The sequence below is a fragment of the Butyrivibrio sp. MC2021 genome (genome assembly GCF_000621605.1).
Classification (GTDB): Bacteria; Bacillota; Clostridia; order Lachnospirales; family Lachnospiraceae; genus Butyrivibrio.
Window position 1 is genome coordinate 46,540 of record NZ_JHXX01000015.1, and the last position, 14,244, is coordinate 60,783.

Annotated in this window: 14 protein-coding genes; all 14 read right to left on the reverse strand. The window is 48.3% G+C overall.

What is annotated here, in order from left to right; genetic code table 11:
* Position 1: 1 nt before the first annotated feature.
* The 14 genes from cbiB to T359_RS0115325 are packed head-to-tail and all read right to left on the reverse strand — an operon-like array spanning position 2 to position 14,235.
* Positions 2-997, reverse strand: coding sequence for an adenosylcobinamide-phosphate synthase CbiB (gene cbiB / locus T359_RS0115260; RefSeq protein WP_026518219.1), 996 nt, complete (start codon positions 995-997; stop codon positions 2-4).
* A 10-nt stretch (positions 998-1,007) separates the two neighbouring features.
* The gene (gene cobS, locus T359_RS0115265; RefSeq protein WP_035784662.1) at positions 1,008-1,793 is read right to left on the reverse strand and encodes an adenosylcobinamide-GDP ribazoletransferase; all 786 of its coding nucleotides are present in this window, start codon (positions 1,791-1,793) and stop codon (positions 1,008-1,010) included.
* A complete protein-coding gene (locus T359_RS20675; RefSeq protein WP_035784663.1) occupies positions 1,780-2,292 on the reverse strand; it encodes a bifunctional adenosylcobinamide kinase/adenosylcobinamide-phosphate guanylyltransferase in 513 nt (170 codons plus the stop codon). Before T359_RS20675 ends, cobS begins: the two co-directional genes overlap by 14 nt.
* Positions 2,293-3,372: a nicotinate-nucleotide--dimethylbenzimidazole phosphoribosyltransferase gene (cobT, locus tag T359_RS0115275; protein ID WP_026518221.1), complete on the reverse strand. Its 1,080-nt coding sequence runs from the start codon at positions 3,370-3,372 to the stop codon at positions 2,293-2,295. It abuts the gene before it with no gap.
* Positions 3,365-4,726 carry a cobyrinate a,c-diamide synthase gene (locus tag T359_RS0115280; RefSeq protein WP_035784665.1) on the reverse strand — a complete coding sequence of 454 codons (1,362 nt, stop codon included), beginning with the start codon at positions 4,724-4,726 and terminating at the stop codon, positions 3,365-3,367. Before T359_RS0115280 ends, cobT begins: the two co-directional genes overlap by 8 nt.
* Positions 4,713-6,719, reverse strand: a complete 2,007-nt coding sequence (gene cobK, locus T359_RS0115285; RefSeq protein ID WP_026518223.1) for a precorrin-6A reductase — start codon at positions 6,717-6,719, stop codon at positions 4,713-4,715. The genes T359_RS0115280 and cobK overlap by 14 nt, the downstream gene beginning before the upstream one ends.
* Positions 6,709-7,449, reverse strand: a complete 741-nt coding sequence (cobJ, locus tag T359_RS0115290) for a precorrin-3B C(17)-methyltransferase (protein ID WP_035784666.1) — start codon at positions 7,447-7,449, stop codon at positions 6,709-6,711. The genes cobK and cobJ overlap by 11 nt, the downstream gene beginning before the upstream one ends.
* 12 nt (positions 7,450-7,461) lie before the next feature.
* Entirely contained in the window at positions 7,462-8,391 is a 930-nt protein-coding gene (locus T359_RS0115295; protein WP_051545503.1) for a cobalt-precorrin 5A hydrolase, read from the reverse strand.
* Positions 8,392-8,425: 34 nt separating this feature from the next.
* Positions 8,426-9,178 carry an ABC transporter ATP-binding protein gene (locus T359_RS20680; protein ID WP_035784668.1) on the reverse strand — a complete coding sequence of 251 codons (753 nt, stop codon included), beginning with the start codon at positions 9,176-9,178 and terminating at the stop codon, positions 8,426-8,428.
* Positions 9,165-10,187, reverse strand: coding sequence for a FecCD family ABC transporter permease (locus tag T359_RS0115305; protein ID WP_026518226.1), 1,023 nt, complete (start codon positions 10,185-10,187; stop codon positions 9,165-9,167). Before T359_RS0115305 ends, T359_RS20680 begins: the two co-directional genes overlap by 14 nt.
* The gene (gene cobM / locus T359_RS0115310) at positions 10,180-10,947 is read right to left on the reverse strand and encodes a precorrin-4 C(11)-methyltransferase (protein WP_026518227.1); all 768 of its coding nucleotides are present in this window, start codon (positions 10,945-10,947) and stop codon (positions 10,180-10,182) included. The genes T359_RS0115305 and cobM overlap by 8 nt, the downstream gene beginning before the upstream one ends.
* A 2-nt stretch (positions 10,948-10,949) precedes the next feature.
* Positions 10,950-12,104 carry a cobalt-precorrin-5B (C(1))-methyltransferase CbiD gene (gene cbiD, locus T359_RS0115315; RefSeq protein WP_051545506.1) on the reverse strand — a complete coding sequence of 385 codons (1,155 nt, stop codon included), beginning with the start codon at positions 12,102-12,104 and terminating at the stop codon, positions 10,950-10,952.
* 9 nt (positions 12,105-12,113) lie between these two features.
* Positions 12,114-12,749 (reverse strand): precorrin-8X methylmutase, encoded by a 636-nt coding sequence (locus T359_RS0115320; protein ID WP_026518229.1) that lies wholly within the window; start codon positions 12,747-12,749, stop codon positions 12,114-12,116.
* Positions 12,750-12,765: 16 nt separating this feature from the next.
* The gene (locus tag T359_RS0115325) at positions 12,766-14,235 is read right to left on the reverse strand and encodes a cobyric acid synthase (RefSeq protein ID WP_026518230.1); all 1,470 of its coding nucleotides are present in this window, start codon (positions 14,233-14,235) and stop codon (positions 12,766-12,768) included.
* Positions 14,236-14,244 lie beyond the last annotated feature (9 nt).

The following is a 14,244-nucleotide window of genomic DNA, read 5'->3' on the forward strand; positions in this document are numbered from 1 at the left end:
TTTATACAGAACGAATAATAAGCCAAAGGATCACCCAAATCATCAGCAAAGCTGCTGCGCACAGGTACTCCGTAAGGTACATAAGAAAGCAGGCCCTTTTAATGTCCGCAGTCTCTATCTCCCTGATGGGATCGCCTATAAAGGGCTTTTTAACTATTTTGCCAAAATAGCTGGCATTCCCCGCAAGCCTTACAGACAGGGCTCCGGCGCAGACGCTCTCGGTCTGGGCGGAATTGGGGCTCTTGTGGTTATATCTGTCTCTCTTGAATATCTTTATAGCTCCCCTGAAGGAATATTTTTTTCCTCCGAAAAAAGAAGCCAGTATCATGAAAAATGCGCTGAGCCTGGCAGGGATGTAATTGACCACATCATCCAGCTTTGCCGCTGTTTTTCCGAAATATTCATAACGATCGTTATGGTAGCCAACCATAGAATCCATGGTATTTACAGCCTTATAAGCAAGCCCCAATATAGGGCCTCCGATAAAGGTGTAGATAAGGGGCGCGATGACGCCGTCGGAGGTGTTCTCCGCCACAGTCTCCACCACAGCCCTGGTTACCCCGGCTCTATCAAGGCAGTTCGTGTCCCTTCCGACTATCATGGATACTGCCTTTCTGGCATCCTCGATAGTACCCTTTTCCAGGGCGTCGTAGACCTTCATGCTCTCCACCCTAAGGCTCTTGGCAGCCAGGATATAACAGGTAAGGACCGCTTCCACCGCTATTCCCAGGTATGGGTGAATCAAATATGCTCCAATGCTGACAATTGCCGTAACCACCGCAGTTATGGTTATTACCAGAACGCAGAGGGCAACTCCTCTTCTTTTTTCCCTCTGAAAATCCCTTGTTCCTGTAGAAACATCCCCCAGGAGCTTCTTATCCAGAAAGCTTATGAGATTCCCGATAAATCTTATGGGATGGGGAATGTTGTAGGGGTCTCCAATTATCTGATCCAGGAAAAAACCTATGAAAAATGCTATTAAATGATATTTTCCCAAAACTGTCTCCTTAAAGCATCACACCGCTGAGGATTGCAAGAACCACTAAAATCACCGCTTCTCCTGCCACCACATAAAAGCCTGCGGTATCTCCGGTGACGCCGCCAAACTCTTTTTTGCACTTGCCCTTGTACCAGAAGCTGAAAACAGCCAGGGCTATTATGGCTGCGATGCCGAAATTGATGTTCTTATAAACCATATAGGCTCCGGATGCGGCGGCAAACACAGTAAGAATGCATATGTCCAGCGCTCCGGACTTTTTGGTCTCCATGGACAACATGCCGTCCTCCTTGGCATGGGGAAAAGCGATACTGGTGATGCCGCAGAAAGCCCTGACCAGGCAGAAGCTTGCATAATAAACGTCAAGAACCGCCGTCATCCTGCTGTCAAAGGCCCTTCTTATCATCAGATATGATGCGCCAAGCCAGGTAAGAAGCAGCATCCCCCCGCCGATCACCGCAAAGGCACCGATATGGGGGTCCTTCATGATCTGAAGCTTCTTTTCCTTGTCCTGATAGGAATGAAGGGCGTCCTGAACATCCATAAAGCCGTCCAGATGAAATCCCCCGGTGATTATCAGGGGAATCAGGGTCATGGCGATGGTGACAACAAACTCAGGAAACTCCATATTGTCCATGATCAGCATAACCAGGGAGGATATGTAGCCGATGATGATTCCCACCAGGGGCAAAAAAGCTATGGCGTGCTTATAATTCTTTTCATCCCACTCAAATGTGGGCATAGGGATCTTGGAATACAGAGAAAATGAGATTGCCATGCTCTTAAATAAGTTCATATACTTCGTCCACCTTATTTCTAAGTCTTTGATTTACCAGGTCCACAATGCGGACATATTTTCTAGTATCTTCGTCGTAGCCCTCTCCGTCAAGAGGAAAAGTATTGGCTACAAGCACCATATTTCCAGCTTTTTCGGATAAAGACATCACGGAATCGGTGATGTAATCGGCAAGTTCCTCCGCGGATCTCTCAAGATTCCGCTCCTCATGCATCTCGTTGCCCACAAGGTTGGACATGCACTCCAAAAGACAGGTGGAAGCTTCAAGGTCCTTAAGTGTGTCTGACAGTTCATGAATCTTTGTAGTACACTCGATGGTCTCAAAGCCCTTGCCCTCTCTCATTTTCCTGTGCTTCTCCACCCGCTTTTTTCCCTCTTCTCCGAATGGGATCATGGTGGCGATATAATACTTTTTGCCTGCTCCTGCCAGCTCCATCACCAGGTCCTCGGCCCGTTTGGACTTGCCACTGTCGGGAGTTCCCAAAACCAGACAGATCATTTATTTAAACCTCTTGTATTCATCAATGCTGTAATCGGCGAATTTAGCGCCGTTCTCGTAATAGTCCAGGGTCATATCAAGAAGAGGGAAAAGCATCAACGCTCCCGTGCCCTCTCCCAGGGCCATGTTTCCTTTTATATAGGGGAAAAGACCAAGTCTCTTAAGAACAATCTTATTTCCCTTTTCTCTGCCTCTGTGGGAAGGGATCAGGTAGTCTCTTACTCCCGGCACCAGAATATCCGCAATAAGAGCCGCTGTGGAGCTGATAACGCCGTCTATCACCATGGGCACATGGCAGATGGCTCCGCCAATAAATGCCCCCACAAGGCCCGCTATATCCAGGCCTCCTACGGATCTCAGGATTTCAAAGGCTCTCTCTTTTTCATCCCGGATTTGGTCAAAAGAGTATTTTTCCAGGCCTTCTCTTATTACCTGCCTTTTTCTGCTAAGACCCTCATCGGAAAGGCCTGCGCCCCTTCCTGTGAGTTCGTCGCTGTCTATCCCAAGGATAGCGGACAAAACAGCCGTGGTTGTGGTGGTATTGCCGATTCCCATCTCCCCTGTGGCTATGATGCCAAAGCCGCTGTCAGAGAGCTCTTTTACCAGATTTATCCCTGTTTCTATGGCCTGAAGGGCCTCTTCTGCGGTCATGGCGGGCTCTTTCAGAAAATCCTTTGTACCATGGGAAATCTTGCAGGCTCTGACTCCCTCTACAACCTCATCGGAGTCTATGCCTATATCCACCGGTATAATGTCCACTTTGGCATGCCTTCCCAGGGTGCAGGCGCTGCTGATACCGCTTCCCAGGGCCTTTGCCACGGAAAGGGTGATCTCCTTACCGCTCTGGGATACGCCCTCCTCCACAATTCCGTTATCTGCGCAGAAAATAAGAGTGGCTCTCTTGTGTGTATCAGGAACTTCCTTCCTCTGAATGGCACCGATACGGCAAATTAGCTCCTCAAAATCCCCCAGGCCGTCAATGGGCTTGGAGACTGTATCCCAGCTATGCTTTATATAACTGAAAGCTGCGCTGTCGGGCCTTTCTATTGTCAATTCACAAAGTGACTTAAAATCAAGCATTCAAAAACCTCTTAATAAATTCAGGGCATGAGGGATAGTACAGGTGCGCAAATCCCGCAAATACCTTATTTTCCGATCTGTAGCCCCTCCAGGACTTCCCTGAGGGCTTGGTCAACAGACACTCTTCTCCGTTGTCTGTTGTGTCATAGTAATGAAACTCGTGGCCCTTTATCTCCTGATCTTCTCCCAGGTAAAACCCATCTTTTGCGCCGGTCATGGTCACATATCCAAAGTGAGAAAGGCGGTCCGTCATATGGCTCTGCCCAGGCAGAGCCCCCGCCATGTCATAAGTGTTTCCATCGGGATCCGAGAGCTTTTCCTGAAGATACAGAAATCCGCCACATTCCGCCAGAATAGGCATTCCTGCCTTTGCTGCCCTTAGAATATCCTCTCTCATGGATCTGTTCTCAGAAAGGGCCTTAGCGTGAAGCTCCGGGTAGCCTCCTCCTATAATAAGGTGGGTCACCTCCGGGAGCTTTTTGTCATGAATAGGGGAAAAAGGCACAAGCTCAGCCCCCATCAGTTTTAACATATCGAGGTTATCCTCATAGTAGAAACAAAAAGCCTCATCCCTTGCTATCCCAATCCTATAGGTTCCATGGGGCTTTTTATCCTCCTTAGGAATATCAAAATCCTTAAGGAGCATTATTTGTTTGGCGGAATTGGCTATTTCAAGGAGCTTATCAAGGTCCAGGTGCTCCTGAAGTCTATCCGCAACCTTATCAATCATATCACAAAGCTCAGGGATCTCCTCCGGAATTACAAGGCCCAGATGTCTGCTCTCAAGGCTTATCTCAGGCATCTTCGGCAGCCAGCCGATAACCGGAAGCTTTGTCTCTTCCTCTATTTTCTCCCGAAGGCTCGCTGCGATCATGGGAGAAACATTGTTAAGGATGACTCCCTGTATAGCCCCATCCCTGTCGTAGTCTGCAAAGCCCTTGATCAGGGGAACCACAGAAAGGCTCATGCCCTTGCAGTTCACCACAAGGACCGCGGGAGTCCCTGTACTTGCACAGACATCATAGGAAGAGCCCTCAAAGGAATCCGGCTTTTGTCCGTCAAAAAAGCCCATGACGCCTTCCATTACACCGAAATCCCTGCCTTCTGCGCCTCTGCAGAGAGCCTCCTTCATGCCCATACTTCCCATGAGAAACAGATCAAGATTCCTGGAAGGAATCCCCAGCACATTCCTGTGAAACATGGGGTCTATGTAATCAGGGCCGCACTTAAAAGAGGCGGGATTAAGCCCCTGCCTGTCCAGGATACGAAGAAGAGCGCAGGTTATCAGGGTCTTGCCGCTGCCACTTCCCGGGGCGCATATCATGATTCTTGGAAAATCCTTAAGCTTTATCATCCACAGCCCCTCTCTGAAGCGTGATTATATACACAGGATTCAGGGCATCCGCCAGATGGTATCTGCCCACCTTTCTGTATCTGCTGGCAAAAATCTGTACAATGTCAGGTTCTATATCAGGATATGCCTTGGTGCAGTCCATAACCTCCGCAAAGGTCTCCGCAGTCACAGCATTTATCACTATCCTTGCATCCTTATTCTTAGCAAAAACAGTATCCAGGATATCCTTCATATTTCCGCCGCTCCCACCGATAAATACGTGGCTGGGGGCAGGAAGATCAAGGGCCTCCGGAGCTTTTCCGTGAATGATCTCCATATTTACAGCCTTGAACTTATCCTTGTTCTGCTGTAAAAGAGCTAAGGCCTCATCATCCTTTTCAATGGCATAAACCTGGATATCCGGGGCCAGAAGCGCTGCCTCCAGTGAAATGGAGCCGGTTCCTGCGCCGATATCGTAAAAGACCGCATTCCTGCCAAGAGCCAGCTTTCTCATGGAAAGTGCCCTTATTTCCTCTTTGGTCATGGGAGTCTTGCCGCGAATTATCTCATCATCGGAAAGTCCCCTAACAAAGGGCACGGAAGCTGCCCTGTTATTACTGATATAGATCAGACTCTTACCTCTTATAAGGTCTATTGCCCCTGAATCTGCAGTGATATCCAAAATCTGCTCCTCGGAAGTTCCAAGATCGCAGCCAACCTTAACAGAATCAGCAATTTCCAAGGCTTCCCGGCAGATCTCCCCGGCGTGTTCCGGGGTGGAGGGAAGGATTATCAGCTCCCTGCTGTTTTCCATATGCCAGGTTACATTACAGTTTCTGCCATGGGCGCTGACAACAGAAATATTCTCCAGTGACAGTCCAAGTCTTTCTGCAAAAATAGTGACAGAAGAAATCCCGGGGATTTTCTTTACCTGATAGCCCAATTTGCTGAAATATTCAAAGGCGCCTTTTGCCCCGCTGCAAAGACTGATATCCCCTGAAAAAAGTACCAGGGGATGATTAATTTCACTATTTTTCTCCAGATATTTATTAATTTCCTCACCCTTATATTCGGGAATTTTAGGAATATTTATACCCTCAAGATTCTTAAGCACCGCCTGGGCTCCAAAGATAACATCTGCTATCTCGAGCTCTTTAATCAATTCCCTGGTAAAATATTTTTCTCCTCCGGGGCCCATCCCCGCCAGAGTAATTTCTTTTTTTATTTTTATTTCTTTTCCTGTATTTTCTGAAAGGATTTTCAAAATATCCTTAAGGCTGTAACCCTCGGAGGCTTCACTTTTATTCTCGGGATTTTTAAGGACAACGGCCTTAACTCCGCATTCCATGGCAGCCTGAAGTTTATCGTCAAGTCCGCCGGTTCTGCCGCTCTCCTTGGTCAGGATGGCCGTGGCATGAAGCTCTTTTATGGTGGCGACGTTCATCTGCCTGGAAAAAGGCCCCTGCATGGCGATTATCTGCTTACCTGACAAACCTGCCATCTCACACTTGACAATGCTGTCGGTGTTTGGCAGAACCCTCACAAAAAGCCTTGTTTTATCAGAAAAACTGTCCGCAATCTCCTGCAGATCCTTGCTTCCCGTAAGAAGAAGGATATTTCCCTCTGTGTCAGAGAGCTCTTTTATCGCTTCCTTAAGAGTATCCACATAGATAATGCCCTCTTGACCGGAAAGTTCCTTTCCTGTATCCCTTTTTAGGCGTAAATACTGCACTCCGGTAGCTTCACAGGCTCCTCGAAGCTCCGCAGAAACCGCTGTAGCAAAGGGATGTGTGGCGTCGACCACAATGGTAAATGCCCCTTCTGTGATGACTTTTTCTATCTCAGAGGCGCTTTTTCTTCCCACAAGAAGGTTATCCTCGCCCTTTTCCCGAAGGATCTCGCCGCCATATTCAGTTGCCACACTGACTTCGTGGGGAATGTCATACTCCCTGAGGTAATCCGACAGTATCCTTCCCTCTGTAGTTCCGCCAAATAGTAGTACCTTACACTTCACTTTTATATCCTCTCGGGGTGACCATGATATCACCTAAATTTTCTGTGGCTGAATTGCCGATAAATACAGTGCAGAACATATCAGCCTCAGTGGTCTTAAGCTCTGAAAGAGTCATAACCTGGCTGCTTCCTCCTGCTCTTCCGATGTTTCTTACGATTCCGCAGACCCTCTCCGGTGGCAGAGTCTCCAGCAGCACATCGCAGGCATGGGCAAGATATCCGCTTCTTGACTTGCTCTCCGGGTTATAGATAACTATCGCCATATCCGCCATGGCCGCTGCCCGAAGTCTTTTTTCTATGAGTTCCATGGGTGTCAGCCTGTCGCTGAGGCTTATAAGGCAAAAATCGTGAATAAGGGGTGCCCCAAGTATGGCAGCTCCGGAAAGGGCCGCAGTAACACCGGGAACCACTTCGATATCCACCTCAGGAAAATCCTGTCCCATTTTGCAGGCAAGGCCCGACATACCGTAAACTCCCGCATCTCCGGAGCAGATAAGAGCAACATCACAGCCCTGATCAGCTCTCTCAAGAGCCATCTGTACTCTTTTTTCCTCCCCCATCATGGGAGTGCTGATATACTCTTTGTCCGGAAAGCGAGGCTTCACCAGATCGCAGTACACCGTATATCCACAGATAACATCGCACTCTGTCAGCACTCTTATGGCCCTCAGAGTCATGTCCTCCTTACAGCCAGGTCCTATTCCAACTACCCACAGTTTTTTCTTTTTCATACAAATTCCCTTTTAATTATTTATTATTACGTCCGTCATACCGATGGCCAGGGTCATTCCGTCCTTCGCAGTCTTTTTAAGCACTATTTTTTTGCAGCCGTAGGCCGCCACGGCCCTCTCACAGACGTTGTCGGCGCCGGTGGCTTCCAGCACCCGATCGGAATGTTCAAAATCACCTTCCTGCTCCATAAGAACTTCTGGAGAATAGGTGATAAAAGGTATCTTCAGCTGCTCGGAGAGCCTGATAAGTCCCTCTTCATCCTTCTTTTTATCTATTGAGACCAGAGCCTTCAGGGATCTTATATCTATGCCCTCCTCAGAGAGCTTCTCTGTAAGAAAACCATAGAGCTCATCAAAGCTCTTTCCCCTTCGGCATCCCATTCCTATCACCGTACATTTCGGAATCAGGGAAAAACCGTCAATCTGCTTATTTCTCGGGGATACCACAAATTCTGCCTCCTCTCCTGCAAGAATTCTTGCAGAAAATTCTTTGGCCCTTTTCATGTCGTTTATTCCAAGATTATTCTTTGTCGCAAAGACGTCCACGGCAAATTCGCCATTGACATCAGTAGCTGTGGTGATAACCGGTGTGGCGCCTATGATCTGCGACAGTTCCTTTGCTGCCTCCACTGCCCCTCCGATGTGCCCGGATAGAAGCGGAATTACAAAGCTTCCCTTCTCATCTATGGCCAGCACTCCGGGATCCGTGGTCTTATCCTTGCAAAAAGGCGCTATGGCCCTCACCGCAATACCTGTGGCACCGATAAAGACCAGCATATTTCCCTGGAGGAAATTCTCTCTGGTCCAGTCAGATAGACTGTCTGCCTTCTCTGACTCCATAGCTTCGCCTCCGGACAGTGCCTCAGCAAGCCGCAGCATCAGCTCCCTGCCGCCCTTGGTAAAGCATATAAATTTGTATTTTCCGACTTGATTTTTATCCATTTAATTATCCATATAAAAAATACTATTATTATTTTTAAAAAGATATCAGCTGCTTTTTTACTTTCTCGTACATAGCGTCGGAAAGGCCGTAAAGAGGCTGTATCACACCGCTTTTTATTATTTCTGAAGGCTTCTGACACAGGGTATTTCCGTCCTCTTTTACAAGAAGACATCTGTCTGATATTTCCAATGCCAGTTCCAGCTCATGGAGGGACATTATTATGGTGACGCCCTGCTCTGAAAGTCCCTTTATTACCTCCATAAGCTCCAGTCTGTGCTTAATATCCAGGTATGAGGTGGGTTCATCCATAATGAGATACTCCGGTTCCTGACAGATGGCTCTGGCTATCAGGGTCCTCTGCTTCTGCCCATCGCTCATGGCAAGGAAAGGTGTATCCATAAGCTCAGTAATTGACATCAGTTCACAGGCTTTTTTTGCTGCCGCATAGTCATTATCCTTGAAAAACCCGAAACCATCGCTGTAGGGAAGTCTTCCCGACAGCACCACGTCAAAGGCGCTCATGTGCTCAGGCTTAACCCTGTCTGTATTGACAATTGCCATCTTTTTGGAGAGTTTCTTAAGGGAGATGTTCTTAATCTCCTGTTCCTCCAGATAAACCGCACCGCCTATTGGTTTAAGCTCTCCGGAGATACTCCGAAGCAGCGTGGATTTTCCGCCACCGTTAGGACCTATAAGGGAAATGATCTCTCCCTTTCTTGTCTCCAGAGTTACGCCGTTTACTACTATTTTTTTATGATATCCGGCCTTCAGCTCACTGATCTTCATGTCTGCTATGCCTCCTGATTATCATAAATATTACTATTGGTGCTCCGAAAAGTGAGGTAACCGCCGATACATTCAGTTCCGTAGGGGCAAAAAGCATCCTTGCCAGAAGGTCGCTTATAAGACAGAATATGGCTCCCGCCAGGAATGAAGCGGGAATCAGCACTATAGGCTTGGAGGATTTCAGGGATTCCCTCATAAGGAAGGGCACCGCGATTCCTATAAAGGACACCGGTCCCGCAAAAGCAGTAACACAGGCAGCCAAAAGACTTGAGAGCAGTATTATCAGCACTCTGCAGAGCTTAACATTAACCCCCACGCTCCTGGCGTAGGATTCACCGAGCCTGAAGGCATCCAGGCTCTTGGACAGGATCATCACCGCCACCATAGCCAGAGATACCGTAACCACGCAGTACAGCGCTCCCTCGATATTCGCCCCGGAAAAGCTTCCCTGGGACCAGCTGTGGAGGTTAACAATATCCGAATCATCGGCAAAAGCGATGAGAAAATCCGTTATGGCGCTGCAGATGTAGCCTATCATTATTCCCGCAGCCAGCAGAGCCGCCATGTTTTTCACACTCCTTGATATAAGGATGATAAAACTCGTGGCTATAAGGGCTCCCACGTAGGCCACCATAATCAGCTTATATCCCTTGGCATAAACACGGCTTCCAGCCACAAATATCAGAAGCAGAGCCACCATCATCTTCGCCCCGGAGGATACGCCCAGAATATAGGGGCCTGCAATGGGGTTTGAAAAATAAGTCTGAAGCAGAAATCCGGACACGGCAAGAGCGCCTCCAAGGACAAAGGCCATAATGGTCCTGGGAAGCCTGATATTCATGATAATATTTCTCTTTTTCTCATCACCGCCTGCACCTGTAAGTATCTCCGCAAAGGTCCTTAAATCTATCTTCACGTTGCCCACCAGCAAATTAAGAAGTACTGCTGCCAAAAGAAGGGCAATAAGAATCAGGAATACCCACAGTATGCGGCTTTTCTGCTTATGCATCCGCATTCTTTCCTTTGCGATATTCGGTGGTAAATCCGGGATCATAGAGCTTGGACATCTCATAACCGGTCTGAGCCACGGCTCTTCCAACTATAATAAGGGCTGTCTTGGTTATGCCCTCTTCCTTTGCCTTCTCAGGAAGGTCCTTAAGCGAGCAGATAACCTTCTTTTCATCGGGCCAGGTGGCCTTGTAAACAATGGCGCAGGGAATGTCCTCCGAAACTCCTGAGTCTATCAGCCTTTTTGAAAGCCTCTCCGTATCCCCTGCAGACAGGAAAAACACCATGGTGGCACCGTGGGCTGCCAGGGCCTCCACAGACTCCTTTTCCGGAACCTTGGTCCTTCCCTCCATTCTTGTTATGATGACGCTCTGGGTTATGCCCGGAAGGGTATACTCCATATTAAGAGCTGCTGCCGCTCCGCAAAAGGAGCTGACTCCGGGAGTTACGTCAAAGGCTATGCCCTGGGCCTCCAGAATATCCATCTGCTCCCGGATAGCCCCGTAAATACTGGGATCTCCGGTGTGGAGCCTAACGGTCATAAGGCCATTTTTCTCCGCAGCCCTGATTATCTCTATGACTTCGTCTATATTGAGCCTGCTGCTGTCATGTATCTCGCAGCCTGCTTTCGCATAATCGAGGAGCCCGGGATTTACCAGGGATCCCGCGTAGATTATGACATCCGCCTGCTCTATCAGTTCTTTTCCTCTTAAGGTTATAAGGTCCTTGGCCCCGGGGCCCGCTCCCACAAAATGTACCATTTTTACACTTCCTTTATCCAGCTGTGAGCCTTGTCCGTGGACACCAGCTCTGTGTTTTCATTGGAAAAAACTATTACTTCCGCCTTCAGGGCGTCTTCGGACCATTTTTCCAGGTAATCCCTGATATTGTCCGCCATTTTCTTAAATACTGCGCTTCCCCTGCCGGTTTCATTTATTATTCCTACCGCCTCATCAGTCATGACGCAGTTCATTATCCTGTCTTTTACGGATAAAAAAACTTCCCTTTCCATGCACTCCTCTGACAGCTTTGTGAGAATCTCCATCCTGTGGTCACCGTACATGGAGTGGGTGTTCTTAATGCCCCCTGCCACCTTTACCAGCTTGCCGATATGCCCTGCAAAAAGGATCCTGGAAAAGCCTTCCTCTGCGGCGATCCTGATGGTGTCATAGATAAAATTGGAACTCATCACCGCAAGGCTCTCATCTATGCCGTATACCTCATGAAGAAAGGTCATACCATAGTTGCCGGGAGCTGCCAGCAGCATGTCCCTTCCCTCGGCCTTCCTTACTCTTATCTCAGTGCGAATAGTATCAAGAAGAGCCGCATCGCTCATGGGTTCAACGATTCCGGTGGTCCCAAGAATAGATATTCCTCCCATGATTCCAAGCTTGGGATTGAAGGTCTTTAGGGCCAGTTCCTGACCTCCGGGAACACTGATGGTGACCTTCACGCCCCTGTCTGAAAGCCCGTATTCCTCAAGGACTTCAGTAACGCACTGACTTATCATTTTCCTGGGAACTGAATTAATTGCGGCTTCTCCCACGGGCTGGTCCATTCCGGGCTTGGTGACTCTTCCAACGCCCTCTCCCCCGTCTATGACGATTCCGGGCTCCTGGGTAAACTCCACTGTGGCCATTATCCTGGATCCGCTAGTGACATCGGGATCGTCACCGCCGTCTTTGATCACGGCGCAGGTTACACTGTCGCCCTCTTTTTTTCTTTCGATATCCATGATCTCAGCATTATAGGCTATCCCCTTGGGGGGCATAATGCTGACATTATGAATATCGCTGCCTGTGATCAGCATGATAAGCGCAGCTTTAGCGGCAGCCGCAGAGCAGCTCCCGGTGGTAAAACCGCATCTTAACTTCTTTTCGCCCTTAACAATAAAAACCCCTTCAGAATTTACTTCCATAAAACCATCCTAGCGATCCGTAAGGCCATAAAGAATGGAGTTACAAATAGCAGCTGCTATTGTACTTCCGCCCTTCCTGCCTCGGTTTACGATATATGGAACATCACTTTCTATAATTAATTCCTTGGCCTCCACCACATTTACAAAGCCCACCGGAACTCCGATTATAAGCCTTGGCTTAAGGCTGCCCTCATCCATCAGCTCTTTTATCCTCATCAGCGCCGTAGGGGCATTTCCAATGGCAAAAATAATGGGAACATCGAGCTTTGCGGCCTTCTCCATGCTGACAATAGCCCTGGTGACTTCCCTTTCCTTAGCCTCTTTCGCCACATCCTCATCCGCCATAAAGCAGTGGACCTCTCCGCCGAATTTGGCCAGGGTCTTCTTATTTATCCCGGAAAGGGCCATATTGGTGTCTGTAACGATGTGGGCCCCATCCATTATGGCCTCTCTGGCCTTCTGAACAGCCCCTTCAGAGAAAATCATGGTATCGGCATATTCGAAGTCAGCGGTGGTATGGATGACCCTCATCACAGTGGGAAGCTTGTCCTCATCTATGGTCTTTCCCAGCTGCTCCAGCTCCTGTCCTATTATTCTAAAGCTCTCCTTCTCTATCTCAGAGGGCTTGATATGTTCCAAATTCATGTTCTTTCCTCAAATCTCAGATTCCGATAGTCCTGTAAATTAGCTCCCAGTCAAGGCTCTGGCGAAGCACATCCGCCAGCTTGTTTAATTCCTTCTCCTGATGCACAAAGGCATCCTCTATCTCCGGAACCGGCGTTTTTATGCCTTTTTTATCATATATTATCTGTAAAAGAGCCCCTGTTACCTCCGCAGTATCAAATATCCCGTGGATATATGTGCCAAGAACGCTGCCTTCTGTGATCACCGGGAAAGTGTCCCTGTTTCCTGTGCTCTCCCCCATATGGATCTCGTATCCGGATACAGACATTCCCGAAAGAGGCCCGTAAACACCGGAAACAGCGCCTATAGTCGCATTAACCTGCCTTAAGTTCTTACTCTTTTCAAATACCGTATCCACAGGCAGTAGCGAGAGTCCCTGCTCCTGTCCGCCGATTTCGCTATGGTCAGGATCCTTGACGTTTCTTCCCAGCATCTGGAAACCGCCGCAGATACCGATGATAAAGGTATCTCCTGCCGCCAGTTCTTTTATCTTATCTGAAAAACCGGATTCCTTTAGCCACTTAAGGTCTCCCAGAGTATTCTTGGTACCGGGAATGATCACAAGATCAGCGTTATCAAGGGCCTCCGGGGCATTTACATAGGAAAGGCTGACTCCCGGAATGTTCTCAAGTATCGTGAAATCCGTGTAATTACTGATGAAGGGCAGCCTTACAACCTTTATGCTTACCACTGTATCCCCGCTATCTGCGCGATTTCTGATCTTCAGCCTCTCAGAGACGCTGTCCTCTTCATCAAGATCAAGAAGAGTAAAGGGAACTACCCCCACAAAAGGAACATCGCAGTAGGCCTTGAACATATCAAGACCCGGTTCTAACAAAGTTACATCTCCCCTGAACTTGTTAATAATAAGCCCCTTTACTCTGTCTCGCTCTTTTTCCGATAATAAATTCATGGTTCCGAGCAGTTGTGCGAACACACCACCCGGATCTATATCTCCCGCAAGAAATACAGGCGCATCCAAAATTTCCGCAAGGCCCATATTTACAATGTCATTTTCTCTTAAGTTTATCTCAACAGGGCTTCCTGCCCCTTCTATAACTATGATGTCCGCTTCTTTGGCCAGTCTCTCATAGGCCGCCAGGATATCAGGAATATAGCTCTTTTTCTGCCTGAAATAGTCCCTGGCCTTCATATTTGCCAGAGGCAGGCCGTTTATGATGACCTGGGAAGTGGTATCCCCCATGGGCTTGAGAAGAATAGGGTTCATATCCGAGGATGGCTCCATCCCTGCCGCTGCCGCCTGCAGTGCCTGGGCCCTTCCTATTTCCTTCCCGTCAGGGGTTACAAAGGAATTTAGAGCCATATTTTGTGATTTAAATGGCGCAACCCTGTAGCCGTCCTGATGAAGGACTCTTAAGATTCCCGCTGTCAGTATGCTTTTTCCTACTCCGGACATGGTGCCCTGGATCATGAGATTTTTTGCCAAATGTCTATT